Origin of the sequence: Psychrobacter sp. SZ93C1 (assembly GCF_015864635.1) — a bacterium.
GTDB classification, from domain to species: Bacteria; Pseudomonadota; Gammaproteobacteria; order Pseudomonadales; family Moraxellaceae; genus Psychrobacter; species Psychrobacter fozii.
On sequence record NZ_JADYWY010000005.1, the window covers coordinates 121,976 to 148,506 of the forward strand.

Below are 26,531 nucleotides of genomic sequence, written 5' to 3' on the forward strand. Positions count from 1 at the left end.
AACAGTGTGGTAGTCAGTATATAAAAACTTACAAATGGAGTTTAGTGATATTTATGGGCAAAAAAATTGCATTACTACTTGGCGTCTCTGTTTACGAAAATGAGAATGACTTACTCCCTTGTGAGAAAGACCTTCAACTAATGACATCTATAATCTCAGGTTCAGACAAGTATGATGATTTCTTAATTTTAGATGGAAGTCCGAAATCTGTAATTGCTAAAGATAAAATATCAGCATTTATTAGAAAATACCAAGATCAAGAAGTTGATGAGATTTTTATATATTACACAGGTCATGGTACTCGTCATGGAGACGATTTTCTTTATTTGTTTTCTGATTTCGACAGTTCTAAAATAGAACAAACCGCATTGAGAAATAGTGAGTTTGACTCAATGTTAAAGTCATTACAACCTAAGCTGACTGTAAAGGTTGTAGATGCATGTCAGGCGGGAACTGAATATATAAAATCAAAAAATGATCTTGAAGTTATTTTTGAAAAATCTTCAGAGGATAGTTTTAATAAGACATACTTTTTCTTTTCATCTTCCAACTCTGAATCCTCTACTGCGTTGCAAGACTATAGCGTCTTCACTAAAAGCTTCGCGTTAGCCCTATTAGATTTTGAAGGGCAAGATATAAGATATCGAGACGTAATGGCTTACATTTCAGATGATCAAAGTGTTAAAAAGTACCAAACACCGCTATTTATTCAACAAGCTGATAATACTGAGATATTTTGTTACGTCACACCTAACTTAGCGAAAGAATTAAAAGCTAGTATTTTAACTGAAACAAACTTACCTTCCCCTGATAAAGCTAATATTGAAAACAGCTCAGAAACTATAGATGAAAGAAGTAGTGAGCAAAAGCTTATAGATGTTATCCGTGAAAAAAGTAAGAAGTATTGTAGTGAGGATGAAGCCCAAAAATCACTAGAAGTTTTAGTAAATAGCATAGAAGATTACGATTGGCAAAACCCCATGAATAGTCTGTATACAAGTCAAGTTGAAACTCTTCAATATGTAATAAAGCTTAACTCAAACCGGAGTATTGCGAAGTGGATAAAGGAAAGTAAAGAGCATTACTTTGCAAACATTGAATACGATAATGAAGAATATCAAACTAAAGAAAAGGTTGAAATAGAAGAGTCTCAATCACGTTATATAAGCTCAATATTCGGAAATACAAAGCGTACTGAATATAAGCCTGTTACTAAATACCGAAATATTATAAGTAGTTTTGACATTACAGCGACCTCCCCAGCTAAGTCCTTAGTTATAACTTTAGAGCCAAAAGAAGAAATACTACCATGGGTTAAAGTATTTTTTATGTTTGTATTTTCTAAATCTAAATTAACATTGTTTTTTAAGTATGAAGTAGAATATGAGACGAGTTGGGAGCACAGGGTCTTAGAAGAAAAAAATGAATGGAGAACAAGTCATTGTGATTTAAAAGATATAGATAGTATACGTAAGCTTGTAAGTGATGCCTTCTATAGTATAGAAAAGTCAATCCTAGAATTTATTTTTTCTAGTGTAGCTATTGATCAAGACTAATAAGAATTGAGAGTGGGACTGCTAATATCCTGCTTTACTATGTATTGCATTATACATACTAGTGACACAAATTTGAGGTATTGCCTCAAGCGCTCAGCATGTAAAAATAGAATGATAAAATCTGGAGCCCAATTTTTACTATCCTAGCCTTTGCTGTTATGCCACCAATGAAACTGATAGAAATTGGCATATATCAAGGTGTCCATCCCTACATATTATCTTTATATCTCGTACCAAAAGTGAAAGCCGCCGTCGATTTCTTGGTTGAGAGGATAAAGGTGAAAAATGCGTAGTAAGGTTTCATTGATTAAAAATCACATCAACTCGATGTGATTTTTTATGCAGGAAACGATTGCCAATATCTCCACTTACTCTATCGGGACCGATCTTTTATATTTGACAGACTCTCGTGTGGCTAGCCAAATGAGAGGGATGATAATCAATGCTGAACCTATCAATAAGCTGATATCTGGTATCTCATGGAACCACACGATGCCGATGAACACGGCACCTAACAGGCCCGTATATTCTGCACTAGATATTTTATGGGCTTCCACTGCACGGTAGACCAATACACAGATACCCGCATAGATCAAAATAAACAAATTTGAACCGGCTGCTATCCATAGCGCATACCAACTCAAAGGGGCATTTTCCCAAATAGCCAAACCAAGCCCAAATGGTATGCCGACTAAATTGGTCAAAAACAGTGTTTGTGCAACGGTGTGATTCGAAGGCAGTTTACGCACTAGTAGGTTGTTCGTCGCCATGGTTAAGGCAACTATCAGTGCAAAGATAGCGCCCATATTAATTTGCGTTGGCTTTACAATGATAAGAATACCGACAAAACCCAATATTGCCGCAATGATGCTTGGCGCGGTGAGTCTGTCTTTATAAAACAAAAATCCTAACGGCAACATCATCAAAGGAGCGGTATAAAAAATAGCATTCACCGTTGCCAGCGGCAGCGCTTGAATAGACAACACCATAAATACTGCACCAAATAACCAAATATGGCCCCGTACAAAATGCCATTTTATATTACTAATCAACTTGGTTTTTTTATTCAAAAAGCAAAAGGGCAGTAGCATCAAAACAGCTGTCAGCTGACGTAGTAGGACAAATTGATAGACCGCTGCGCCATCTGGCAATTCTTTGATCAACGCATCTGATAGGACGGCAATCATATTCCCCACAACCAATAGAATCATGGCAAACCCAACACTCATCTTTGGCATAATAACCCTCAGCGTTACTCTAAAAATAAATAGAAATTGACATCAAATGACGTTCATTTAATATTTGAGTAAGCAGTATATCCATATATTTACATGACGTATAATGATATAAAGCCCTTTAGTATTAGCTGAGATAATAATGAAACTACCGCCATTGCGCGCGATACAATGCTTTGAATCCGTTGCAAGACTGAATAGCTTTTCAAAGGCAGCAGAAAGCCTCAACGTGACGCAAAGCGCCGTGAGTCATCAGGTTCGAACGCTTGAGGAGTACCTTGGAGAAGCGTTGTTTTATAGGCAGGGTCGGACACTTTCATTGACGGAGATAGGCGGGCGTTATTTCACAGAAGTAAATCAATCGCTGACGGCTCTGTCCAATACCAGTCAGGCCATTCGAAATGACCAACCTGGGCATATTCGCCTAGCACTGTATAGCTCGGTGGCTGTTAATTGGCTGATTCCTCGATTAGAAGACTTCCATACACAACACCCAGAAATTGAGCTCACCTTAAACATGGTGACAGACCAAGATGATTATAATGAGCAATGTTCTGACTGTTTTATTACCGTCCATCCGCCAAAGCGTAACGTGGTCAGTACGTTTTTATTCGCTGAAAAACTATTCCCTGTCTGTGGTCAAAGGCTGTGGGATGAAATAAAAGACCAACCGTTGCCTGAAGCATTATGGCAACATCCCATACTGTCCGTAAAATACGCTGGCAAAAGCGAAAATGCGGCCAATGATTGGCTAAAGTGGTGCAAAGCAGGTGGGTTCGAGTTACCAAGCAATGTAAAAATCAATCAGTTTAGCCATGTACTGCTTGCCGCACAGGCCGCGCGTTATAATTTAGGTATTACTCTTATCGATAACTATATGATGCTGGAACAAACACATCAGCAAAATCTCGTTAGAATCCCAATGCATGAATTACTCACTGGCGACAGTTTCTATTTCTTTTATAATGATTTAAAGTCAAATCAAGCTGACATTCTTAAATTAAGCCGTTGGTTGGAATCCCAGTGCTATATTAATGAGAATAAAATTCTATGAAAATCGTCATCAACCAGATTGATATCACCGATTATCAAGTGTCGGTAAATGCCGCCTTGATATTGAAATCCATCAATGAGCACAAAGACTGTCAAGGCTTTATGATTTTTCCAGAGCTCGCTTTTACAGGATTTCCGACAGCAGATAATATTGACTCTTTATGCAGCCAATCACAATCGCATTTTGAAGACTTACTAATAGCCAGCAAAAATACCGATTCAACCATCATTGTTGGGCATATTGACAAACAGGATCAACTTTTCTATAACGCATGTTCTTTTATAAAAAAGGGCAAAATCATTCATAAACACCGAAAGTCAAAGCTTTGGCTTGATGATGTTGGCGTATTTACCAGCGGAAAAGACTTGTCAGTGGTTAGCATTAATGATGTGGTTTGCGGTGCTCAGATTTGTTTTGAGCTAGAGTTTCCAGAAGGTTCTAGAGCACTGGCAAAGAAAGGCGCAAAAATCATTTTTATGCCAAACGGCAACATGTCTCCCTATGCGAATGTCCATTATGTATTGACTCAAGCGCGTGCCATTGAAAACCAATGTTTTGTGATTACCTGCAATGGTGTCGGCATCGGTCATGGCGGTAAGTTTGTAGGAGAGAGTTTAATCGTTTCTCCTACGGGACGAATTATCAAAAAACTTGGTTCGACGCAAGAAATAGCAGTGGTGGATATCGATTTAACAGACATAAAACAATCTGAGAAAAACTACCGTTATATAGACCTAGTTTGATTCAACCATAGAGTTTAACGATTAAATTGAGTGGCAAGGTGGTTTTCTGGAATAGGGAATACCTTGTCGTAACTTAAGTTATAGAAGAAGGCATAGACCACATAGAAAGTAGCCATCGTAATATCCATCATAAAGGCCTGCCATAGGCTGATACCCAAATACCATGCAATCATCGGTAAGAATAATAACAGTAGGCCCCCTTCAAATAAAAAGGCGTGTAGCAATCGTATTGGCACCGTCTTATGCACATTCCCACGCAGCTTCACCATAGAGTGATCAAACAGTAGGTTATAAAAATAGTTCCAACCTGTTGCAATGATGGATCCAACCACCGCAATCAGACCTATCGCATGAATATCAAAGCCAAATAACCAGCTTGCCAGCGGTATAAATATGATTAAGCCAACTATCTCAAAACCTAGCGTATGGCGAATACGATCTTTAGTAGTACGCATCGAACTTCCCGATTGAATTATTGATTTATCGGGCTATTGTATCTGTTAAAATCGGATAACCAAGTTGGGACCTATAGGATATACAGATAGATGAGCTTTTCATTAGAGCAACTAAAAGCCTTTGTAGCGACCGTAGAAACAGGGTCATTCTCAGCGGCAGCGCGGCAATTGGGCAAGGCGCAGTCAGTCATCAGCACGGCTGTCTCAAATTTAGAAGTCGACGTAGACAGTAGTTTATTTGTACGCAGTGGCCGTTATCCAACGCTAACGCCCGTTGGAGAGCGGTTACTGGTCGAAGCTCGAGTGATACTTGAGCGTTGTGAGCATTTTCGCGGGGTTGCACAGAGTTTGGGTGAAGGGGTCGAGAGCAGGCTAGTATTAGCGGTTGATGAGCTGTATCCGGAATCGAAACTGGGTACACTAATGGAAGATTTCTCTCGTCGCTTCCCCAGTGTAGAGCTAGAGCTACTGTTTCCACTGATGGAGGATGTCAGCCGTTTGGTATTAGAAGATCGCGCGGATTTGGGCATTATGTGGCGTCAAGAAATCCTTCCTTCAGCCTTGAATTTTCATACGCTTGGCTGGGTATCATTGACATTGGTATGCGCGCCAGAACATGAGCTGGCACATCAGCCAGTCGCATGGGAAGAGCTAAAACGCTATAGGCAGTTAATGGTAGCCACACGCAATCACAGCGATGAAAAAGCCCGATTACGAGTCGCTTCTGATGTTTGGTGGGTGGAGAGTCAGTGGGTAATCGTTGAGTTGGTACAGCGCAATCTAGGCTGGGCGTTTGTGCCTGAGCACGTGGTTGCTAGTGCCTTAGATAATGGCTATCTGGTCGCACCGATATTGGATTTTGACGATCATGATTGGCCAGTCGCATTAGAGCTGATTTGGCACAAGCAGCGCTCTTTAGGCAAAGCGGCGACTTGGCTAAAATCAGCAGCGATTGCTTTAAATAAGTAGCGTCAATAAATGCCAGTAAGTACCAATAAAAAACAGTTGTTGGTCAATGCCTACAATAAAAACTGCACAAGTGCTCATAATTATAACCACCCCCTCCTTGTCTATTCTCATTTATGTATCACATGCGTTTATTTACAACGCTTACGTCTTGTCATTTTAAAAATGTTCTGCTAGGTTACATAACGATAATATAGTTATCTATATATAAAATACTGTTACAAAGCGCCAACTTCATACAGTTTTTATTAGATGATTTTTTATCTGCCAGAAATGTCAAAACGTAAGAGGTTGTAATCATGTTAGATTTAGCAAATATGACGCCACAAGAGGTCAGAGCACTAATTGGTAAGAACGAAATCAACAAGCCGACTTCTGGCATGTGCAAAGGTCACATACAAGCAAACCTAGTCATAGTACCCAAGAAATTGGCCTATGATTTTTTATTGTTTGCACAAAGAAACCCAAAATCTTGTCCTATTTTAGACGTAACAGATGTTGGTATTTCGGAACCAAGGCTGATGGCGAAGGGCGCAGACTTAAAGTCTGATGTCCCAAAGTATCGAATATACGAGTTCGGCGAGCTAGTAGCGGAGGTGTCAGACTTAACAGACTATTGGAGAGAGGACTTGGTCTGCTTTCTTTTAGGATGTAGTTTTTCCTTTGAGTCTGCCATGCTCAATGCGTCTATTCCTGTCAGACACATCGAAGACAATCACAATGTGCCGATGTATATCACGAATATAGAAACTGAGCCTGCAGGACAGTTTTATGGAAAAATGGTGGTCAGCATGCGACCGATACCTTATCCATTAATCACCAGAGCCGTACAAGCCACCTCTCGGTTTCCGCAAGTACATGGCGCGCCTATCCATATTGGAGACCCTAGTGTCATCGGTATAACAGACATCCATTCTCCCGATTTTGGTGACGCATCACTCATAAAGGAAGGTGAAGTGCCTGTGTTTTGGGCTTGTGGTGTAACGCCTCAAAGCATCGCAATGACCAGCAAACCTGAACTGATGATAACGCACGCGCCGGGACATATGTTTATCTGCGACCCAAAAGATGAAGACTTGGCAGTTCTATAATGTTGGATGACAACGCCATTTTAAAAAGCCCTTTTAAAATGTAATGGCATCCAATCTTGTTTGTCCACGAAGCTTTCAATAAATAAAAACGTATCGCATCGCACAAATTTTTTATAAAAAACAATTATTCACTTTTACTCTAATGGAATAGCTAATAATATGAATATTAACTTTACAGATCTAGAAAAGCTGATCAAAATCGCAGAAAGCGCTGACATACAATCATTAGAAGTAACCGATGGTGATGCACGTATCTCTATCGTTTGTCAGGCTAATGGCAATACCTCTCACTCAAAAACTGCTCATTCAGAACCACATACATTAACCTCCCACAATAACACTCCTAATAGTACCAGTGCAGACAACGGCTCTATGGATGAAACGGTGACGACAGAGGTCACTAATTCATCTAGTTCTTCATCTTCATCTCAAGTATTGGCACCTATGCTCGGTACTTTTTATCTTCGCTCTGAGCCGACCGCTGAGGCGTTCTTTAAGGTGGGCGATCAGGTAGTAACAGGGCAGACCCTATGTATCATTGAAGCCATGAAAATGATGCATGAAGTAAAAGCAGAAGCTGACGGTACGATTCAAGAGATTCTGATTGAGGAAGGTGATGTCGTAGAATATGCACAGCCTTTATTTATTATAGCGCCAGACAGTTAAAGTCACTCAATAGCCACTCAATATTGCATAGACGCTGCACAAACACTGTATTTGACACTATATTTTTAAGGGAATAAATATGTTCACAAAAATCTTAATTGCCAATCGTGGTGAGATTGCTCTACGTATTATCCGAGCTTGTAAGCAGCTGGGTATTAAATCCGTCATTGCGCATTCTGAATCAGACAAAGACTCGTTACCCGTACGCCTAGCCGATGAAAAAATCTGTATCGGGCCTGCCAATGCCACACACAGCTACCTCAATCAAAGAGCGCTGGTTTCTGCTGCAAAAATCACCAACGCACAAGCCATCCATCCAGGCTATGGCTTTTTGTCTGAAAACGCAGACTTTGCTGCCTTGATTGAAGACTCAGGTCTCACGTTTATTGGCCCAACGGCTGACAATATCAGAAACATGGGCGACAAGGTTGAAGCCAAAAAACAAATGACAATGGCTGGCGTGCCCTGTGTGCCTGGTTCTGATGGCGCATTGCCTGCTGATTCAGAGCAAGTTATCAAGATTGCCAGTGAGGTCGGTTATCCAGTCATTATTAAGGCAGCAAGCGGCGGCGGCGGTCGTGGGATGCGCGTGGTCGAAAAAGAAGCCGACTTACTCTCTGCGATTTCTATGACGCAAACAGAAGCCAAAGCCAATTTTGGTAGCGCTATCGTCTATCTTGAAAAATACTTACAAGCACCTCGTCATATCGAAGTGCAAGTCATGTCTGATACTCACGGCAATGCTATTTATTTAGGCGAGCGTGATTGCTCTATGCAGCGTCGTCATCAAAAAGTCATTGAAGAAGCGCCAGCACCCGGTATCACCGAAGAGCAGCGTCAGAAAATCGGTCAAGCCTGTGTCACAGCTTGCGAGCAAATGCAGTATAGAGGCGCAGGCACGTTTGAATTTTTATATGAAAACGGCGAGTTCTTCTTTATCGAGATGAATACTCGTGTACAAGTTGAGCACACCATTACTGAGATGGTGACGGGCGTGGATATTGTGCAAGAACAGATCAGAGTGGCTGCAGGGCTTCCACTGGCATACAAACAGAATGATATCGCCATTACCGGACACGCTTTTGAGTGCCGTATCAATGCCGAAAACGCGCAGACATTTTTACCAAATGCTGGGCGCATAGACTACTGCCACATGCCAGCAGGGTTTGGTATCAGAGTGGATAGCCATGCTGAGTCGAACTACACCGTGCCACCATCTTATGACAGTTTGATTGCCAAGATATGTGTACAAGATCGTTCAAGAGAAAAAGCGATAGAAAAAATGCGAGCGGCCTTATCGGAGGCGCAAATTACGGGCATTGATACCAATATTGGGCTGCATCAACGACTGTTTGAAGATGAGATATTTTGTGAAGGTCAAATGAGCATTCATTATCTAGAAGAGTGGATACAAGACAATATATAAATCAGTTCTTGCCCGCAAAAGTAAAAACCAAATCTGGCATTATCTTCAGAAGCGTCAGAATCAAGATGTAGTCAGTTCAATATAATTTGGATACCAGGAAGGCGAGTGAAAGTACTACAAGTCGTAGACTAAGCGAGCCTGACACCGTATCCAATTTATAGGGGATTTGACTATAGCAGATAAAAAATAATGGAGTACGTGCTAATGGAACTACAATGGCAACTATGCAGTGAAACCAATCTAGCGTTGTTTTTCCCTAAACCAACCACCTTAGAAAAACAACAAAAATGCTGGGCTTTATCAGACAGTATCCAGAAAATGCCAGAAGTCATCGAAGTGGTAATTGGCATGAATACGCTCAGTGTGTTCATCGTGCCATTAACTTGGGCTGAGCTGAATACTGTTAAAGATAAGCTATCAGATCTACTCAATGACATCCCTTCAAAAACCATCCAAGGTAAGCACGTCGAGATACCAGTGCATTACGGTGGAAAATATGGCCCCGATCTAGCGGCCATGGCGAATGACCTAAATCTCTCAGTTGAAGCCGTTGTTGAGCTACATACTAAAGCCACTTATACCGTTTACTTTATCGGTTTTCAGCCAGGGTTTCCTTATCTTGGCGGCTTGTCTGAGTCGCTGTATTTCCCAAGGCATGCCATCCCTAGAACTCAAGTGCCGGCAGGCTCAGTGGGTATCGGCGGTGAGCAGACAGGGGTGTACCCTTTTGAGTCTCCAGGTGGCTGGCAGTTACTCGGTCAGACGGATACTGCCTTATTTGATTTAACCAAGACCTCTCCGACGTTGCTTAACGCAGGCGATACTTTGACATTTAAAGCGATTGATATTCATCAATAAGCGATAAATAAAAGATGCATGAATCAAAAAGACAAATAAACAGGTGGTATCAATGAAAGTTTTAACCGCAAGTGCCCTTGCCAGTATTCAAGATTCGGGACGACTGGGTTACCGAAGCATGGGTGTGGGTAGAAACGGTGTAATGGACAGCTGGGCGCTACAAGCCGGCAATGCTTTGATGAAAAACGAAGCCAACGAACCTGCTATTGAAATAGCGCTCGGTGAGCTAACCATACAGTTTGAAGAAAGCGTCAGTTTTTGCTTAACAGGTGCTCTATACGAAGCCTATCTAGACGACAAACGCGTTCCTTGCTATTGGCGTGTCAATGCAACAGTGGGGCAAACGCTTAAGCTTTTGCGTCCGCTACAAGGCATGTATACCTATTTATGTGTGCATGGCGGCTTTGATATTGAGCCAGTATTGCAGTCAGTTAGCACCAATCTCAAAGCAGGATTTGGCGGATTTGAAGGCAGATACCTAAAAGCCGATGACAGCTTAACGGTAAAAACCGAATCAAACCTGCCTGTGATTGGGGTAGCCCGTCTTGTGCCAACCGAGGTTATTCGAGTGATAAAAAGCAGCGAATACGACTGCTTCACTGAGTCGTCTAAACAAGCGTTTGAGACCCAGCCATGGAAACTACAAAGCAGTAGCAACCGTATGGGTTACCGTTTGGAGGGAGCTACAGCGCTTGAATTTAGTAAGCCAGTAGAAATGAGCTCACATGGCGTTGATATTGGGATGATCCAAGTACCACCACAAGGACAACCGATTGTCCTAATGGCAGACGGGCAAACGACGGGTGGCTACCCCAAAATTGCCACCGTTATTAACGCAGACATAGGTCTGATGGCACAGATTAGATTTGGCAAAGCCTGTCAGTTCGTCGTTGTGTCGTTAGAGCAGGCGCTGCATGAACAACAGAAAAGACAACATTACATCGATCAAATAAAGGAGTATGCCAATGAAAATTGATTTAAATGCTGATGTGGCTGAAGGCTGCGGGCAAGACGATAAGTTATTGACGATAGTCAGCTCAGCGAATGTCTGCTGCGGCTTGCACGCTGGGTCTTATAGCGAGATGCTAGCCACCTTGCAATTGGCAAAAGCAAACAACGTCAGCGTAGGCGCACACCCTGGTCTAAACGATAGAGAAAACTTTGGTCGTATTCATCAGCCGTTAAGTGAAGCCGATTATCGTGCTTTATTGGTGTATCAGTTGGGTGCAACCAAAGCGCTCTGTGACTTAGTTGGTGTGTCATTAGACTACGTAAAACCGCATGGTGCATTGTACAACCAAGCTGCAATCGATGAAAATTTATCAGATATTTTGACGAGTGAAATCAAACGATTTGATCCAAGACTAAAGGTCATGGGTTTGTCCGGCGGCTATTTGGTTAAATCAGCTAAGAAGCATGGTTTAGAAGCCATATCAGAAGTGTTTGCCGATAGAAACTATGAAAAAGACGGCTCGCTGGTCTCTCGTAGCAAAGACAATGCGCTAATAACCGATACGGATGATGCGATTAAGCATGTATTGCAGATGATAACTGAAGGGACTGTCACCAGTGTCTGCGGTCAAACCGTACCAGTAGAGGCGCAAAGTATCTGCCTACATGGTGATGGCGAACACGCTATTTTATTTGCACAAGAAATAAAGAAACAACTAGAGCTAAAAGGTATCACTATATCTGCCCACTAAATATCCGCCCGCTAGGGCATGTCCTCAATTCAATCGATGGTCATCTAAATGGGTTAAAAATGGCTAAATCTTGCCAAACAGCGTCAAATAGCTGACTAATATCTCGATATTATCTGCGCTATTTTCCTTGTTTGACTGCAATTTATCTCATTTTTACCACCATTTTTAAAATGAGGACACGCCCTAATCATTTGATTAAATAATCCCATATAGCACAAGGATGTTTATGAGCACTATAAAAAAACACAATACCGCCATTTTAGGCGCGGCCTTCCTGATGGCTACATCAGCAGTAGGGCCAGGGTTTTTGACCCAAACGGCCACATTTACCGAAAGCCTAATGGCAAGTTTCGGCTTTGTTATCTTAATATCTATTGTTATGGACATCGGCGTCCAGCTTAACGTTTGGCGAGTAGTCGCTGTCTCCAAAAAACGTGCACAGGAAATCGCCAACTTGGTGTTTCCTGGTGTCGGTTACTTGCTCGCGTTCTTAATCATTGCGGGTGGTCTGGCTTTTAATATTGGTAATATTGGCGGTGCCGGACTTGGCATGCAGTCCATGTTTAATATGTCGCCCATCACAGGCGCCCTGATCAGTGGTGTGATTGCCGTCGCCATATTTTTAGGCCGAGAAACTGGGCCTATGATGGATAAGTTCGCTCAGTTAATGGGCTTTATCCTGATTGTATTGGTCATTTATGTGGTCTTTAAATCTGATCCGCCATTAGCAGAAGCCGTCAGCAAAACTATCATGCCTGACAAAATTGATGCAGTGGCTATCGTGACGCTAGTCGGCGGTACGGTTGGTGGTTATATTACCTTTTCAGGGGCGCATCGCTTATTAGAAGCAGGCGTCAGTGGAGAAGAGAATTTAAAATCAGTGACCAGAAGCTCGGTCTCTGGTATTTTGATTGCCTCTGTGATTCGCGTATTTTTATTCCTTGCAGTATTAGGCGTGGTATCTCAAGGCTTTGCATTGGATCCCGCCAACCCAGCCATGTCGCCGTTTCAGTACATTTTAGGAAATGCGGGTAAAGTTATTTTTGGTATGGTGATTTGGGCGGCTTCTGTGACCTCGGTGATTGGTGCTGCTTATACCTCTGTGTCTTTTATGACCAACTTCCATCCATTCATTGAGAAGCACAAACGCTACTTCATTATTGGTTTCATCGTGATCTCGACAATGGTGTTTGCCACTATCGGTAAACCAGCCCAAGTACTGGTATTGGTCGGTACGTTAAATGGTTTGGTATTGCCTATCGCCATGGTCATCATCTTGATTGCCGCCTACAGAAAAAATATCGTTGGCAATTATAAGCATCCTATTTGGATTGCGGTATTTGGTTGGTTAATCGCCATCGTGATGAGTATCCTAAGTGTCATGACCATTGCTAAATATCTGGGCATGAGTTAAAAAATTAAGATAAGGAATGTATTATGGATATAGAGCAAATAGCACGTGTGGTCAAACTGGTTGAAAGCAGTCAGCTGCACGAAGTCACGATTGCAGACAATGGGCAGTCTATTACGGTGGTTAACAATCTAGGTGCGCAGGATAATGTGAGCGCTAATCCTATAGAGGCCACGCCTACTCATGAGCCTGAACAGACGGGTAGTGATGTCTTGCAAGTAGGTGCCACTTATGTAGGGCAGGTATACTTAAGTGAAGACGATGCAACAGACAACTTGATCAAAGAAGGCGACCACATTCAAAAAGGTCAAACCGTTTGCTTCATTGATGAATTGACCCGTTTGCAGCCAGTGATTAGTAATAAAGAAGGTGTGGTCACGGCTGTCTTGGTTGAAAGTGGCCAGAACGTTGAATACGGACAGCCTATTTTTGAGTTAGCCCGTCGTTAAAGACAGTTAACGTAGTTTTGGTTAAATCAAAATCTAAACCCTTTAAGCGTCATCTGTCGCTTAAAGGGTTTTTTATGTGCTGTGTATTATCATCGCTTGCGCAATGTTGTATCGCTAACTCTGTGAAAACTGAATTTTTTACGAAAATCGTGGTTTAATAAGGTGTTAAATACGTATTTAATTACTTGTTTACAAAGGTAATTATTGATGGAATTGTTGAGCCATGTGATATACGCTGTTTTGGAGTGTTATAAACTATGAAAATTGTACAGAACAAGCTGTTAAGCGGCTTCGAACTCTTCCAAGCTGAACCATAAATAAATTGACTGAGGTTAACGATGGGCCATAACGACCACCTTGAAGATCATTATCCGGAATTGCCAGAAGAAGCGGGCGTAAATACAAGGTCAGGTTTCGAGCCTAATGATGAATGGCTTTCATCAGCACCGTCCGACCTACGTCATGAGGCAATGCGGCAATGGTTCCTGAGTCGTTTTTGGGATCCAGCGAATGATACACCTTATAATGGTCGCGAAGGAGGATACCTCTATATTCACGGCGGGCCTTATGAAGCAGGGGATGAGTTGTACGGTAGGTTCGGAGATCTATTCAATGATGAGATAGTGCGTAATGTAATTGATGATGTGGAGTCCGATGGGATATATGAATGGGCACCAATACATACTGAGACCGATTATGATGAATACTTTTCTTTTGAAGTAGAGTCAGAAGGCTTACCATATCAACAATTTCTTCAATGTTTATCAGAAATTGATTCATTAAACACAGCGGCTCTAGGTGCAGAGCATAAAGTACTATTGCGTCAACTACTTTATTCACATCTGATTGCTGCTTTAGAGACATACTTGTCAGACACTATGTCGTATTGGATCAAAACTGATGAGAATGTTTTTAAAAGATTCGTTTCAAACTGCTCCGAGTTCAAGAAAGAAAAATTATCGTTATCAACTATATTTGATCGTCTTGAGGCGCTAAGAGCTCAGGTTGAGCAACACATACAGAAAACTGTCTGGCATCGTCTTGATAGAGTTATGCCACTTTTTTCGAGTTCGTTGGATATCGAAAGGCCAGAAATTCAACAGCTAATGAGTTACATCGTAATTCGCCATGACATAGTCCACCGAGGCGGAAAAACAAAGGAAGGTAGTCACGTGGAAATAACATTAGATAAGCTGTCTGAGTTACGTCAATGTATTGCAACCTTTGTTGAGAAAATTGAAGGAGAGCTAACATCGAAAGGTGATGTGAAGTTTTAATATTTTCAAAATCTACTTAAAAAGTTGCTATATTCGGAAAAATTACTCGCTGAGCTCCTAACTTTTCTGTGAACAAGGCGTTATATGCCTTTATTATTTTATATATTTAAACAAGCGCTTTAAACTGAAATACATAGGTGTTAGGTTGCCGATGAGGATAATAATATGATTGAAATTGATGAACCTTATAAAGAGATTGACCGTTTTATGAATAACTGAGGAGACATTGTAGTACCTCTATATGGTCAAGTAAATTCGAAAATAAATTTAGACAGGTGACATATCTAATATATCTACTTTATTTAGCTTGCCCAAGATCATCCAGAATAGCGCAGTCTGCATTATCATCGCCTGCACAATGATCAAAAGAATTCTGTAGCGAATTGACCATCTCCTGCAATTGTGCAATTTTTTGATTCAGCGTCTCGATATGCTCTTGTGTCAGTTGCTTAACATCTGCACTCTGACGGTTGGCATTTTTGCGCAAATACAGTAACTCTTTCATTTGCTTGGATGAAAACCCCAAGTCACGAGAATGTCTTAAAAAGCATAAGTCGTCTATATCGTCTTTAGAGTACAAGCGATAACCTGAGTTCGAGCGATTTACTGTTTCTAGCAAGCCAATCTGCTCATAGTAGCGAATCATTTTGGTAGAGATGCCGGATTGCTTTGATGCTTGACCAATATTCATAATTGTCTTCCTAACTTAAAAAGGGGTTCAGTCATACTTATACTGAAACCCTATATTGATATCGTTCACGATTCTATATTTACTCTGTAGCGGTTTAGTAGTTCGCTGACGATACTTGAAAATACTTGAGGCGTAGTGCATTACCCAATACGAAAACAGAGGATAACGCCATTGCCGCTGCTGCAAAAATGGGTGAGAGTAAAATACCAAAGGCGGGATACAACACACCTGCGGCAATCGGAATCAAGGCGACGTTATAGACAAACGCCCAAGCCAGATTTTGTCTGATATTACTAATGGTGGCTTTGCTTAAGGCAATCGCAGTAGGCACACCTTGTAAGCTACCTGACATGAGCACGACTTCAGCTGCTTCAATCGCTACATCTGTGCCTGTGCCAATGGCTAACCCAACATCGGATTGAGCCAATGCAGGGGCATCATTGATACCGTCACCAACAAATGCCACTCGGCCATATTGTTCTTGCAACTGGCGTACCGCATCTACCTTGCCTTCGGGTAATACTTCTGCCACTACCTGATCGATATTTAATGTTGCGGCAATCGCTTGGGCGGTATGACGATTATCACCTGTAATCATTGCCACTTTTAAGCCTAACTGATGTAGTGCGGCAATGGCGGCATGAGTCGTCTCTTTAATAGGATCTGCAACGGCGATGATAGCGGCTAATTGCTGGTCAATAGAGACATAGAGTGGGGTTTTACCTTCTTGCCCCAAACGTAGCGCATCTTGTTCAAAAGGCGCGACATCAAGCCCCAATTGTTGCATATAACGATCCGCGCCAATATGAACCACTTGGCCTGCCACGTTTGCTTGAATACCCAAACCTGTCATCGCTTCAAAGTCAGCGATAGGTAGCAGCTGAATATTCTGTTGTTCTGCAGCTTGAACAATAGCTAAGGCAATGGGATGCTCAGACTTTGCTTCAACCGATGCCACCACACGTAAGACCTGTTCTTTCTCAAATCCTTGTTGGACTTGAAAATCCGTTAACGTAGGTTTGCCTTCAGTCAAGGTGCCCGTTTTATCAACGGCAACCACGCTCACATCCTGAAGCATTTGTAGCGCTTCACCTTTACGAAATAGCACACCCAATTCTGCACCGCGACCCGTGCCAACCATAATGGAGGTGGGAGTGGCCAATCCCATTGCACAGGGGCAGGCTACGATGAGTACGGCAACCGCATTGATTAAACCAAAGGTTAAGGCAGGGTCAGGGCCAAAAATCAACCAAACTATGAAGGTCAATGCTGATAAAAACATCACCGCTGGTACAAACCACATGGTGACTTTATCCACCAATGCTTGAATCGGTAATTTAGAGCCTTGGGCTTGTTCTACCATACGAATGATTTGCGCTAATACAGAATCTTCACCGATGGCCGTTGCCCGAATATTCACGGTGCCGTTTTGATTAATAGTACCGCCGACCACTTGATCGCCGGCTTGTTTTTTCACAGGAACAGGTTCACCCGTAATCATAGATTCGTCAATATAACTGTGACCGTCAACGACTTCGCCATCGATAGGCACACGCTCGCCTGGACGAATCTCAACTATCATTTGTGCAGTGACGTTTTCTACAGGGACTTCAATGACCTTGCCATCTTGCTGTACACGGGCAGTCTTTGCCTGCATACCCACTAAATGCTGAATGGCCCCAGAAGTACGACCTTTGGCTTTTGCTTCAAAATAACGACCTAATAAAATCAAGCTCACAATCATGGCAGCGGCTTCGTAATAAACGTGCACCGTGCCTTCAGGTAACGCTTGCGGGATAAAGGTCGCTATGAGGGAAAAGCCATACGCTGCGACAGTACCAATCGCCACTAGCGAATTCATATCTGGCGCAAAACGCAATAAGGCTGGCACGCCTTTTTGATAAAAGCGTCGGCCTGGAAAGAGTAATACCAATGTGGTCAAAACAAACTGTATCAGCCAACTTTGCTGAGTGCCGAGGTTATTCACTACCCACATATGAAAGGCGGGAATCATATGCGAGCCCATTGCTAAAATGAATACGGGCAGTGACAACAGCGCAGAAAGCCCTAAATCTCGTTTAAGCTGATTTTGCTCCGAGGCTTTCTTATCTTGTCGATCACTTTGATCTTGTTCTACCAGTTTGGCCTCGTAGCCCGCTTTTTTGACCGCCTCAATCAATTTACTCGTTTGTATTTGAGCACCACCTTTAATCCAAGCGCGTTCAGTCGCAAGGTTTACAGTAGCTTGTTGCACGCCAGCGACTTTGGCCAAGGATTTTTCTACTCGTCCAACACACGATGCACAGCTCATGCCTTCTATGGATAGCTCGATAGGCTGGGTTTTAGTCACCTTATAGCCTGCGCGCTCTACCGCTTTGTTTAACTGGGCAACATCTACAGGTTGAGATGAGTAAACAGTCGCCTGTTCAGTGGCAAGGTTTACCTCGGCATTTTCAACATGCTCAATATTTTTTAATTGTTTTTCGATACGCCCGACGCAAGATGCGCAACTCATGCCTTCAATGCTCAGCACTTCATGATAAGTAGGGGCTTTAGTATTTTTTGTTTTCATAACAACCTCTGTCGTTTTTAATTCTGTTTTTAATTCTGTTTTTAATTCTGTTTTTAATTCTGTTTTTAATTCTGTTTTTAATCTATAGTGACAGCATATAGGTTGACATCATGGTAAGGTCAAGCGTATTTCTATAATACTTTCAAAACATTACTCTTGAACCGTGTTGTGATTATGAAGTAAGGGTGCGGAAGGTTAAAATGAGAGGAGTGGTAGATAACAAAGAAGGGTATTGCCGATAACTTATCTCATGGAAACAAAGGCGGTAACCTAGAACCTCCGGCTGTGAGCTTTTGGATTATTATTTACCATAAGCCCCGTTATAAGAATAAATAGATTTGCTAATTTAAGGAAAAAATATGACCTTACTTGATAGTAATGATTTAAAAAAGGAACAGAAGATTAATGAGCTGGAGCTTAAAATAAACAGAGAGAAACAGAAGTTAGATAAGAAGCTGATACGGCAAAAAATACTACTGGGTGCTTTTCTTGTGGACGCTTTAGAGAAGGATATGGTAGATGGTTTGAAAGAATACACAGCTGATAATCTATTGGATTTTTTGAGCAGACAGACGGATAAAGAATTGATGGCAGACTTAGTAAGGGAGCTTGGTAGTACGGTCAAGAATAAAGCAGATTCTGATAGCAGTCAGGGCAACCAATCGGGGTAAGGACATAACAGCGAGTAAGACAATCACAATCACCTTACCTAGAAATAAAGTAAGAGGCAAATAGAGGAAGGATTGGAGTGAAAAATACTAGAAAGCAAAGGATTATAAAAGACAAAGTTAATATTTGAGTTAAATTCATATAAAGTTAAACCTCATGGATTACATAGAGTGTTGGAAGCAGGTCTTAATGTGAAACCGCTTTTATTGGTTCGGTACCCTAGTGAGGACTTGAATCTCCGGCTGTAGGCTATATACGATAATTAATCAAACTATTTAGAGAGACATAGTGTACTTAGTAATGTACATCATGTGAGCTTTTCGAAAAAAAATTATCTCTAAGGTTTATTATAACGAACCTAATTTCCACTTGAGCTATCCATAAAATTATGAAATTTTACTAATGAACTAGCTCTAAAAGAGAGGAGAAGAGAAATGAATTTAAATAATCGCGAAAAATTAGCACTACTGAATAATTTTGAAATCGACTTCGAGTATGGTGATGTTACGCTTTTGGATAATTTCGATTACTTTTTGATTTTTAATAAAGAAACATTCTCTAGAAATACAGACTTTGTAGCAAAGGTATATGATAAAGCAGGTAATTATGTATTAACTATCCCATTTCCCGAGGTTGAAATGCATTATCAAAAGCTTAAGCTTATATTTAGCTGGTGTTGGGAAGTTGAACGTGGAGTTAGGATAGTATTCAATGCAGATGACAGATACATGTGGGATTTCTGGTATGAATTTGATTTAATAAGTCGTAAATATACTAATTGTAATAGAGCTTATTAATGTTAAAACCTATTCGGTGCGCTATACAGGCATCGAACCGTCGGCTATGTTCTCAACAATTATAGAATCCACTGCACAGGATGATTTTATCAAGCTACATGCCTAAGATATCCAAAGTTAATTCCTATGGAATTGACAGCAGTGTTCATTCCAAATAATTATTTTGATAAACAACCTAAATAGGGAGTAACTTCGATGAATAAGCATAATCTTAATTATGAGAATTTTAAAAAAATCAATGCAGCATTGCCAGTTATTCGGCTTGAAGAGAATTATGGTGAATCCCTTATAAATTGCATATATCGTAGCACTAGTCTTGATATCGATGATTTTTTTCTATCATGTTTAAAGGAGTGGATTGTAAATAATTTTTATCATGAAGATACTTTTGAAGAAGACGTAAATGAGTACTTATCGTCGATAAATATTGTACAGGAAGTTGATATCGACTTTTCGAAAAGAGTGTCTAATGTCTCTATGCAGCGCTCTGATTACTTTATAAAAGATTTAAAGTCTATTGAAATAGATTTTTCTACTGCGAAGCAGTACATCACTTATATAGACGGTCCTTATGAGCACTTAGGCATACTTCAAACTGCTGGAGGTTTTTATGCATTTTTCATGTATATGGGTTAAATTTATAGGTAATTTGAAGAGCTATTTTAGCTTTCATATGAGTGTTTATTCTAAGTGTCTTCTCCTGTCTGATAAAAAATAATACAATAGTTTTTTCGAGTATACACCTAGGGAACCAGCTGCTTCAGTTTTCAAACCTATTAACAGACTACTCAAAACAGACTGGTATAATGGAACCACTTAAAAAATTCTAATAGACGTAGGAGTTTTCTCGATGCAAAACATTAAAAAGCAGACAACAATATCGAGCCTAGACTTTAATAATCTACGCAAACTCATGGATGTTTTAATTAATCTAAAAAAAATTGATGATCTAGATTCTCTTGATGCAGATTACAGTTTTGAATGGCAAGAAGATGCCAATGAGATGATTGATGGCATCAATAAGTATGTAGAGCAAACATTAGCTAGCCTAGAGGCAGAGAGCTACCAAAATACTCACTGTAGTCTGACTTCCTTGAGAATACGCCTACAGAATTTAAATGGCACAATAGATGGAATCACTAACGATACTATCTTACTGCACTGTGATGATAAAGAATTCACTTGGCCACCATTGAATGAAGATTGTCGCCTTCTTGAGTGATGGCGCGAGCACTAATACTCTAAACAATCCTTAATTGGACGTTTCTCAAATTGTAAAGCGTCTTTAGAGAATTATTTATTAGTATTCTAAATTCACAGCATGAGTTCATAACTCGTACTACGTCCTGAGGCATCAGATTTTTTTAACATGCCTTTTTCTACCAAATCATTAATGTCTCTTAATGCAGTATCAGCTGAACACTTGGTTATCGTTGCCCATTTTTTGGTGGTCAGCTTGCCATAAAAATTCGTTAGTAAGGTATTGAGCATAGTGACTTGTCTTGTGTTTAAGGCTTGTTGACGGTGCGTCTGCCAAAACTTTGCTTTGCTGATAATCTTATTGGTTGTTGTTTGGGCAGATAGCAGTGCTTGCTCTAGCGTCTGTAGAAACCAAATTAGCCACTCAGTCACATCCGAGTCGCCTTTTTGCGTGCGCTCTAGTATTTTATAGTAGTCATTACGCTGCTGGAGTATCTGAGCCGACATACTATAGAATCGCTGCTGACTATGATCACTTTGCGCTAGCACTCGCTCAGTGATGGCACGAGTTAAACGGCCATTGCTATCATCAAAAGGATGCAAAGTGACAAACCATAAATGAGCGATACCGGCTTTGATAACCAGATCTAAGTCATCTTGAGCATCTGCTGCTGTATTGAACCATAACAGGAAACGCTCTAACTCTATAGGCAGTCTATCCGCACTTGGCGCTACAAAATGAACCTGTTCGCGCCCATAGCCACCAGATACTACTTGCATAGGGCCTTTACTGTCATCACGGATTTCTCCCGTGTTAATACGGTACAGACCGCTATATCCTGTTGGAAACAAAGCGTGATGCCATCCCAACAAGTCAGTCAGGGTCAACGGCGATTGATAGCCATAGGTAGCGGCAAGCATCATCTCAACGATAGCATCAATCTCACGCGTCGCCGCTGGCATGTCGCTAGTATCTATGCCCAAGTGACGCGCAACAGAGGAGCGTACCTGCTCATTATTCAGCGTTTCACCTTCAATCTCAGACGTTTTAACCACTTCAAGCGTCACCGCATCCAACTGTGCTTCAACGTTTAAATCAAACCCTAGTGTTGATAGCTGCCCGAGTAAATAACCTTGTAATATACGCACACGGCTAACCAATGGCAGCAATTGTTTATCTGACCAGTGCCACTGTGTCCAATCTGATCGCTCATGGTTGTATGTCACATATTTCATAACTTTCTCATAGATGCGGTGATTAATAATGCTATTCAATGCATATTATGCGGAGATTGTCACGGTTATTCAATGCATTTAGGATAAAGTAAGACGAATATAGGTCAAATACACTGCTTATGTTTACACCATGCAAAGCATTGATGCAAAAAACTCAGTAAGGTTATCAATAACCTTGAAATAGGGTAGGATAAATGACTAAGAATAAGATAAACTGCCTCCGCGAGCGTTGACTCGGTTCAGCGCATTTCAGATTGAGCAGCGATATTTTATTACTAGAAAGTAAAACCCCAATAATAAAGAACGTTGATAGCAGTGACAGAATCAGCTGTCATAAGTATTTTTGCTAGATTAATGATGAAAGCACACTTTATACAAGACCATTGATATTAAGGCACATCACTATGGAAGACGCACCAAACACGATAGAACAAAGACCCGTATTCATGCCCAAAGTCAACAGTGACAATTTGGTAAAAACAGACATGGTTATGTTTGAGCGACATGTGGGATTTGCAACCAGACAAAAGAAAAAATCCATCAATGACCTACAACAAGTCATTCGCAAAAAGTATGGATTTAAGCAAGTACTTGAGCTCTCTAGCAAGTCTGGCAATAAGCTGAGTTTTCCGCTAAGCCCGTTCAGCTTACAGATTACGGATGAGCATGATGGCAATCCATATAGTGTCGAAAATGCCTTTCAAGCCAGCATGATTTTTGAAGATGGTGGTCCTTATCTTGATCTGCTAACAGTAGCGCCAAGACAAGCCCGCAAAGATGAGCGACTCACCACCTCAGGCGAGCTCATTGGCTATAATTACTTTGGTATGGAGTGGGGCGTAGAGCCATTGACCACGTTTTATGACTGGCTGTACGTGAATGCTCTAAAGCAAAACCCTCAGCTGCATGAGGAGGTCATTCAATATCAAGGGTTCACTGATATCACTTTTAATCCTAAAAAGTCCATCCATAGTGCGGCATATGCGTTAGCGTTATTTGTGGCGCTGCATAAACGAGAGTTGCTCGATAATGTTGAAGATCCAATGACGTTTTATGACTTATGCAACGGTTTTAAGATCAGTAATACTGAGCACCTGTTGGAAGATGGTTGGGTCTAATAGTTAGACTACTGCATCCGTTAGTAGTTAGTAGGCATTAGATAGCAGGCAGATATAACAAAAGAGCACAGAATATCTTCTGTGCTCTTTTTCGTTTATCAAATCAACATTCGCGCTAATTTTTTCTCGTTTGATGGCCATCTATCTTATTTTTATCTCCATTTTTGAAATGAGGATACACCCTAACATATCGAAAAAACCAATAAGTAGGGGTTGACAGAAAATCATCAGAGGTAGATACTACGCGTCATTGATAATAATGATTATCATTTACATTATTATTCAATAAAAATAAGCAGTATTTTAAGAAGTAAGCGTCAACACTTACTTTTGAATGTTTATCCAAGACGACTGACAATAACAAGGCTAAAGCTATGGACACGATCCTTTTAGACAAACCACTTGATAACGAATGCTACTTACACCGTCAAGAACAATTTGAATCGAAGGTTCGCAGTTATCCACGTAAGCTACCTTTTGCGATTCAATCAGCCAAAGGGGCGTGGATTACTGATGTGGAAGGTAATGAGTATATCGACTGCCTATCAGGTGCTGGCACGCTGGCACTTGGACACAATCATCCCGTAGTCATAGAAAGCATCAAAGCGCTATTAGACAGCAACCTACCGATGCATACATTGGACATTACTACACCTTTAAAAGACAAATTCAGCGAGTTCATGTACAAACTACTCGCCACCAATAGCGATGAGTATTGCTTGCAGTTTTGTGGCCCGACGGGTGCTGATGCGGTAGAAGCGGCTATTAAACTGGCCAAACAAGTCACGGGTCGTTCAGGTGTTGTTAGCTTCAGCGGTGGCTATCATGGCATGACACATGGCGCGCTGGCGGTGACAGGGAACTTGGCACCTAAACAAGGTATCGAAGGTCTGATGAGCTCGGTACAGTTCTTACCTTATCCCAATATGTATCGCTGCGCGTTTGGCTTGCCTTTTGAGCAAAGCATTCATGCCCATATGAGCTACTTTGAAAACTTCCTAAAAGATGTAGAGAGTGGCGTGGTGAAACCAGCCGCGGTCATTTTGGAAGTTATACAAGGGGAAGGCGGTGTCAACCCTGCGCCCATAGAATGGCTGAAGCATGTGCGCCGAGTGACAAAAGAGCTAGGAATCATGCTGATCATCGATGAAGTACAAACAGGGTTTTGCCGTACAGGACGTTGGTTCGCTTATCAATATGCCGATATTGACCCTGATATGATTGTGATGTCAAAAGCAATCGGTGGTGGTCTGCCACTTGCAGTATTGGGTATCAAAAAACAATACGATGTATGGCAGGCAGGCAATCATTCTGGCACGTTTAGAGGCAATCAATTAGCCATGGCGACTGGCCTTGCCACTCTCAATTACTTAAAAGACAATAACGTTGCTGACTATGTTTTAGAAATAGGCGCATGGTTCATGTCGCAGCTAAAAATACGCCAACAGCGCTATCAAAAAATGGGCCAAGTCAGAGGACGTGGTCTCATGATTGGTATAGAGATTATCAATCCCAGCCTACCTAAGCAAAATGATGGTAGCTATCCAGCAGACAGCGATGTGGCTGCCAAAATCCAACAAGCGTGTTTCAAACATGGATTGGTGATTGAAAAGGGCGGGCGCGGTGGCACAGTACTGCGATTATTGCCGCCCCTCAATATAACCAAAGATGAGCTGCAGCAAGTCTTGCAAAGGCTTGATATGGCGCTAGAGGACAATCAATAGTCTTGCCAGCGCTTTAGCATGATTCACACATTTATAAAAAAGCTCTGATAACAACTCTAATAACGACTCTAATAATAAGTCACTTATTTGCGATTTATACCATCGTGGAATAAACAAGTGAGGATATTTTGCATTTATTAAATCAGCAAACCAGTGAGCAATATGTCACGCATATGCAAAAAACCAGCGCTGTCATCAAACAATGGCTAGACGACAATAACGTCTATTTGGGCGGCACGCCGCAACAAGTGCAAGCGAACAATACCTTTAGCATCCGTGAGCAAGGGCGAGATATCGACACGATACTCGCTGATATTCAAAACAAGTTTTTACCCAGTTGTGTGTCGACGGCCAATGCGAATTGCTTAGCTCATTTGCATCCACCCACACTAGTTATTGGTCAGATTGCTGAGATGATTATCGCGGCTACTAACCAAAGTATGGACTCGTGGAATCAAAGTCCAGCAGCGACCTATATCGAAAAAGATTTGATCCATTGGCTGTGTCAACGTTGTGGGTTTGATGATATCTCTGGTGCCCTCTTTGATGAACAAACAGGCCCTAACGCTGGTGGCGTCTTTACCAGTGGTGGTACGCAAAGTAATCTGATGGGTCTACTCCTAGCACGCAATCAATTCTATAAAGCTAAGGGCGTTGATGTGCAAAAGGATGGCCTGATGGGTCAGTCTGTTGGCAAAATCCTGTGCTCAGACCAAGCGCACTTTTCTATCGAAAAAAACGCGGCGCTACTAGGTCTAGGTCAACAATCTGTCATTAAAATAGCGACCGATGCATCAGGCGCCATGCTGATGTCTGATTTACAACATCAGATAGATAAGCTGGGTGCTGACAATGTGATAGCCATCATCGCAACTGCTGGCACTACCGATTTGGGTGCTATTGATCCTCTAATGGCTATTGGCAAGATCTGCCGTGATGCACAGATATGGCTACATGTCGATGCGGCATGGGGTGGGGCATTGCTATTGTCACAGCGCTATCGACACTTGATTGACGGCCTGAACCAAGCTGACTCTATTACTCTAGATTTTCACAAGCATTTCTTCTTACCGATTAGCTGCGGTGCTTTTCTCTTACGAGACAATCAAAATTTCGAGAGCATTCGCCATCACAGCGAGTATTTAAACTCTGCTGATGACGAACAGGACAATATCCCAAACTTGGTGACGTACTCTTTACAGACCACACGCCGTTTCGATGCTTTAAAGCTGTGGATGGCGCTGGACTTACTGGGAACGGATGGCTATGCATCCTTGATTGATAACTGTCTAGATACCGCCAAGCAAGCGGCACAGCTGATTGATGCAAATGAAAATTTTGTACTGGTACATGAGCCTATTATCAGCAGTGTTTTGTTTTACTTTACACCTAAAGATACCACTCTATCTGACGAGCAACTCGCACAGCTTAATCGTCACATTGCTCAAGCACTATTGGTCAATAACATTGCCAATGTGGCCACCACCCAGTTTGAGCAACGCCTTTGCCTTAAATTCACCATTCTAAATCCAAATACCCAAATCAATGATATTGCAGACATCATTGAGCAAATGGCTATTGCTGGTTTTAACCAACTTAATTCTGACAACCTGAACGTTGATGGGAAAAAATAA

Annotated in this window: 25 protein-coding genes; 20 read left to right on the forward strand and 5 right to left on the reverse strand. The window is 41.5% G+C overall.

What is annotated here, in order from left to right; genetic code table 11:
• Window positions 1-53 precede the first annotated feature (53 nt).
• Entirely contained in the window at window positions 54-1,556 is a 1,503-nt protein-coding gene (locus I6E83_RS08270) for a caspase family protein (RefSeq protein ID WP_197101069.1), read from the forward strand.
• A 368-nt stretch (window positions 1,557-1,924) separates the two neighbouring features.
• Here I6E83_RS08270 and I6E83_RS08275 read toward each other — a convergent pair whose 3' ends face one another.
• Window positions 1,925-2,794 (reverse strand): DMT family transporter, encoded by an 870-nt coding sequence (locus tag I6E83_RS08275; RefSeq protein WP_197101071.1) that lies wholly within the window; start codon window positions 2,792-2,794, stop codon window positions 1,925-1,927.
• 139 nt (window positions 2,795-2,933) lie between these two features.
• Between I6E83_RS08275 and I6E83_RS08280 the strand changes: the two genes are divergently transcribed.
• Window positions 2,934-3,845 carry a LysR family transcriptional regulator gene (locus I6E83_RS08280; protein ID WP_197101073.1) on the forward strand — a complete coding sequence of 304 codons (912 nt, stop codon included), beginning with the start codon at window positions 2,934-2,936 and terminating at the stop codon, window positions 3,843-3,845.
• A complete protein-coding gene (locus I6E83_RS08285) occupies window positions 3,842-4,588 on the forward strand; it encodes a carbon-nitrogen hydrolase family protein (RefSeq protein WP_197101075.1) in 747 nt (248 codons plus the stop codon). Before I6E83_RS08280 ends, I6E83_RS08285 begins: the two co-directional genes overlap by 4 nt.
• A gap of 14 nt (window positions 4,589-4,602) precedes the next feature.
• Here the strand turns inward: I6E83_RS08285 and I6E83_RS08290 are convergent, their stop codons facing one another.
• Window positions 4,603-5,043 (reverse strand): PACE efflux transporter, encoded by a 441-nt coding sequence (locus I6E83_RS08290; protein ID WP_197101077.1) that lies wholly within the window; start codon window positions 5,041-5,043, stop codon window positions 4,603-4,605.
• Between the two features lie 90 nt (window positions 5,044-5,133).
• Here I6E83_RS08290 and I6E83_RS08295 point away from each other — a divergent pair, with 90 nt between their 5' ends.
• The 10 genes from I6E83_RS08295 (at window position 5,134) to I6E83_RS08340 (ending at window position 14,890) form a co-directional block, all read left to right on the forward strand.
• Complete coding sequence (locus I6E83_RS08295) at window positions 5,134-6,012, forward strand: LysR family transcriptional regulator (RefSeq protein ID WP_197101079.1); 879 nt, start codon at window positions 5,134-5,136, stop codon at window positions 6,010-6,012.
• A 296-nt stretch (window positions 6,013-6,308) separates the two neighbouring features.
• Window positions 6,309-7,100, forward strand: coding sequence for a putative hydro-lyase (locus tag I6E83_RS08300; RefSeq protein WP_197101081.1), 792 nt, complete (start codon window positions 6,309-6,311; stop codon window positions 7,098-7,100).
• Between the two features lie 159 nt (window positions 7,101-7,259).
• Window positions 7,260-7,766 carry an acetyl-CoA carboxylase biotin carboxyl carrier protein gene (gene accB / locus I6E83_RS08305; protein ID WP_197101083.1) on the forward strand — a complete coding sequence of 169 codons (507 nt, stop codon included), beginning with the start codon at window positions 7,260-7,262 and terminating at the stop codon, window positions 7,764-7,766.
• Window positions 7,767-7,845: 79 nt separating this feature from the next.
• Entirely contained in the window at window positions 7,846-9,192 is a 1,347-nt protein-coding gene (gene accC, locus I6E83_RS08310) for an acetyl-CoA carboxylase biotin carboxylase subunit (RefSeq protein ID WP_197101085.1), read from the forward strand.
• A gap of 204 nt (window positions 9,193-9,396) precedes the next feature.
• The gene (gene pxpB, locus I6E83_RS08315) at window positions 9,397-10,050 is read left to right on the forward strand and encodes a 5-oxoprolinase subunit PxpB (RefSeq protein WP_197101088.1); all 654 of its coding nucleotides are present in this window, start codon (window positions 9,397-9,399) and stop codon (window positions 10,048-10,050) included.
• Between the two features lie 52 nt (window positions 10,051-10,102).
• Complete coding sequence (locus I6E83_RS08320; protein ID WP_197101090.1) at window positions 10,103-11,026, forward strand: biotin-dependent carboxyltransferase family protein; 924 nt, start codon at window positions 10,103-10,105, stop codon at window positions 11,024-11,026.
• The gene (gene pxpA / locus I6E83_RS08325) at window positions 11,016-11,753 is read left to right on the forward strand and encodes a 5-oxoprolinase subunit PxpA (RefSeq protein ID WP_197101092.1); all 738 of its coding nucleotides are present in this window, start codon (window positions 11,016-11,018) and stop codon (window positions 11,751-11,753) included. Before I6E83_RS08320 ends, pxpA begins: the two co-directional genes overlap by 11 nt.
• Before the next feature lie 226 nt (window positions 11,754-11,979).
• Window positions 11,980-13,167, forward strand: coding sequence for an NRAMP family divalent metal transporter (locus tag I6E83_RS08330; protein WP_110923445.1), 1,188 nt, complete (start codon window positions 11,980-11,982; stop codon window positions 13,165-13,167).
• Between the two features lie 23 nt (window positions 13,168-13,190).
• On the forward strand, window positions 13,191-13,613 hold the full coding sequence (locus I6E83_RS08335; protein WP_197101094.1) for an acetyl-CoA carboxylase biotin carboxyl carrier protein: 423 nt from the start codon (window positions 13,191-13,193) through the stop codon (window positions 13,611-13,613).
• A gap of 338 nt (window positions 13,614-13,951) precedes the next feature.
• Window positions 13,952-14,890 carry a HEPN domain-containing protein gene (locus I6E83_RS08340; protein ID WP_197101095.1) on the forward strand — a complete coding sequence of 313 codons (939 nt, stop codon included), beginning with the start codon at window positions 13,952-13,954 and terminating at the stop codon, window positions 14,888-14,890.
• Window positions 14,891-15,188: 298 nt separating this feature from the next.
• Here the strand turns inward: I6E83_RS08340 and cueR are convergent, their stop codons facing one another.
• Both cueR and I6E83_RS08350 read right to left on the reverse strand, forming a co-directional pair.
• Complete coding sequence (gene cueR / locus I6E83_RS08345) at window positions 15,189-15,581, reverse strand: Cu(I)-responsive transcriptional regulator (RefSeq protein ID WP_197101096.1); 393 nt, start codon at window positions 15,579-15,581, stop codon at window positions 15,189-15,191.
• A 94-nt stretch (window positions 15,582-15,675) separates the two neighbouring features.
• Window positions 15,676-18,153, reverse strand: coding sequence for a heavy metal translocating P-type ATPase (locus I6E83_RS08350; RefSeq protein WP_197101097.1), 2,478 nt, complete (start codon window positions 18,151-18,153; stop codon window positions 15,676-15,678).
• Window positions 18,154-18,512: 359 nt separating this feature from the next.
• On the opposite strand from I6E83_RS08350, the gene I6E83_RS08355 reads away from it, so the two are divergent.
• The 4 genes from I6E83_RS08355 (at window position 18,513) to I6E83_RS08370 (ending at window position 20,841) form a co-directional block, all read left to right on the forward strand.
• On the forward strand, window positions 18,513-18,824 hold the full coding sequence (locus I6E83_RS08355) for a mobilization protein MobS (protein WP_197101098.1): 312 nt from the start codon (window positions 18,513-18,515) through the stop codon (window positions 18,822-18,824).
• Between the two features lie 432 nt (window positions 18,825-19,256).
• A complete protein-coding gene (locus I6E83_RS08360; RefSeq protein WP_110923362.1) occupies window positions 19,257-19,619 on the forward strand; it encodes a hypothetical protein in 363 nt (120 codons plus the stop codon).
• A gap of 195 nt (window positions 19,620-19,814) precedes the next feature.
• Window positions 19,815-20,255, forward strand: a complete 441-nt coding sequence (locus tag I6E83_RS08365) for a hypothetical protein (RefSeq protein WP_194618466.1) — start codon at window positions 19,815-19,817, stop codon at window positions 20,253-20,255.
• A gap of 214 nt (window positions 20,256-20,469) precedes the next feature.
• Entirely contained in the window at window positions 20,470-20,841 is a 372-nt protein-coding gene (locus tag I6E83_RS08370) for a hypothetical protein (RefSeq protein WP_197101099.1), read from the forward strand.
• A gap of 92 nt (window positions 20,842-20,933) precedes the next feature.
• Here the strand turns inward: I6E83_RS08370 and I6E83_RS08375 are convergent, their stop codons facing one another.
• Complete coding sequence (locus I6E83_RS08375; RefSeq protein ID WP_197101100.1) at window positions 20,934-22,055, reverse strand: Fic family protein; 1,122 nt, start codon at window positions 22,053-22,055, stop codon at window positions 20,934-20,936.
• 404 nt (window positions 22,056-22,459) lie between these two features.
• Here I6E83_RS08375 and I6E83_RS08380 point away from each other — a divergent pair, with 404 nt between their 5' ends.
• From I6E83_RS08380 to I6E83_RS08390, 3 genes are all read left to right on the forward strand, one after another.
• Window positions 22,460-23,173, forward strand: coding sequence for a DUF6977 family protein (locus I6E83_RS08380; protein ID WP_110923452.1), 714 nt, complete (start codon window positions 22,460-22,462; stop codon window positions 23,171-23,173).
• A gap of 374 nt (window positions 23,174-23,547) precedes the next feature.
• The gene (locus I6E83_RS08385) at window positions 23,548-24,897 is read left to right on the forward strand and encodes a diaminobutyrate--2-oxoglutarate transaminase family protein (RefSeq protein WP_110923453.1); all 1,350 of its coding nucleotides are present in this window, start codon (window positions 23,548-23,550) and stop codon (window positions 24,895-24,897) included.
• Window positions 24,898-25,025: 128 nt separating this feature from the next.
• Window positions 25,026-26,531 carry a pyridoxal phosphate-dependent decarboxylase family protein gene (locus tag I6E83_RS08390; protein ID WP_197101101.1) on the forward strand — a complete coding sequence of 502 codons (1,506 nt, stop codon included), beginning with the start codon at window positions 25,026-25,028 and terminating at the stop codon, window positions 26,529-26,531.

Bases quoted from the DNA above. Each gene is read 5' to 3' on its own strand.
- I6E83_RS08270 (WP_197101069.1), top strand. From the start codon at position 54: ATGGGCAAAAAAATTGCATTACTACTTGGCGTCTCTGTTTACGAAAAT.
- I6E83_RS08275 (WP_197101071.1), bottom strand. From the start codon at position 2,794: ATGCCAAAGATGAGTGTTGGGTTTGCCATGATTCTATTGGTTGTGGGG.
- I6E83_RS08280 (WP_197101073.1), top strand. From the start codon at position 2,934: ATGAAACTACCGCCATTGCGCGCGATACAATGCTTTGAATCCGTTGCA.
- I6E83_RS08285 (WP_197101075.1), top strand. From the start codon at position 3,842: ATGAAAATCGTCATCAACCAGATTGATATCACCGATTATCAAGTGTCG.
- I6E83_RS08290 (WP_197101077.1), bottom strand. From the start codon at position 5,043: ATGCGTACTACTAAAGATCGTATTCGCCATACGCTAGGTTTTGAGATA.
- I6E83_RS08295 (WP_197101079.1), top strand. From the start codon at position 5,134: ATGAGCTTTTCATTAGAGCAACTAAAAGCCTTTGTAGCGACCGTAGAA.
- I6E83_RS08300 (WP_197101081.1), top strand. From the start codon at position 6,309: ATGTTAGATTTAGCAAATATGACGCCACAAGAGGTCAGAGCACTAATT.
- accB (WP_197101083.1), top strand. From the start codon at position 7,260: ATGAATATTAACTTTACAGATCTAGAAAAGCTGATCAAAATCGCAGAA.
- accC (WP_197101085.1), top strand. From the start codon at position 7,846: ATGTTCACAAAAATCTTAATTGCCAATCGTGGTGAGATTGCTCTACGT.
- pxpB (WP_197101088.1), top strand. From the start codon at position 9,397: ATGGAACTACAATGGCAACTATGCAGTGAAACCAATCTAGCGTTGTTT.
- I6E83_RS08320 (WP_197101090.1), top strand. From the start codon at position 10,103: ATGAAAGTTTTAACCGCAAGTGCCCTTGCCAGTATTCAAGATTCGGGA.
- pxpA (WP_197101092.1), top strand. From the start codon at position 11,016: ATGAAAATTGATTTAAATGCTGATGTGGCTGAAGGCTGCGGGCAAGAC.
- I6E83_RS08330 (WP_110923445.1), top strand. From the start codon at position 11,980: ATGAGCACTATAAAAAAACACAATACCGCCATTTTAGGCGCGGCCTTC.
- I6E83_RS08335 (WP_197101094.1), top strand. From the start codon at position 13,191: ATGGATATAGAGCAAATAGCACGTGTGGTCAAACTGGTTGAAAGCAGT.
- I6E83_RS08340 (WP_197101095.1), top strand. From the start codon at position 13,952: ATGGGCCATAACGACCACCTTGAAGATCATTATCCGGAATTGCCAGAA.
- cueR (WP_197101096.1), bottom strand. From the start codon at position 15,581: ATGAATATTGGTCAAGCATCAAAGCAATCCGGCATCTCTACCAAAATG.
- I6E83_RS08350 (WP_197101097.1), bottom strand. From the start codon at position 18,153: ATGAAAACAAAAAATACTAAAGCCCCTACTTATCATGAAGTGCTGAGC.
- I6E83_RS08355 (WP_197101098.1), top strand. From the start codon at position 18,513: ATGACCTTACTTGATAGTAATGATTTAAAAAAGGAACAGAAGATTAAT.
- I6E83_RS08360 (WP_110923362.1), top strand. From the start codon at position 19,257: ATGAATTTAAATAATCGCGAAAAATTAGCACTACTGAATAATTTTGAA.
- I6E83_RS08365 (WP_194618466.1), top strand. From the start codon at position 19,815: ATGAATAAGCATAATCTTAATTATGAGAATTTTAAAAAAATCAATGCA.
- I6E83_RS08370 (WP_197101099.1), top strand. From the start codon at position 20,470: ATGCAAAACATTAAAAAGCAGACAACAATATCGAGCCTAGACTTTAAT.
- I6E83_RS08375 (WP_197101100.1), bottom strand. From the start codon at position 22,055: ATGAAATATGTGACATACAACCATGAGCGATCAGATTGGACACAGTGG.
- I6E83_RS08380 (WP_110923452.1), top strand. From the start codon at position 22,460: ATGGAAGACGCACCAAACACGATAGAACAAAGACCCGTATTCATGCCC.
- I6E83_RS08385 (WP_110923453.1), top strand. From the start codon at position 23,548: ATGGACACGATCCTTTTAGACAAACCACTTGATAACGAATGCTACTTA.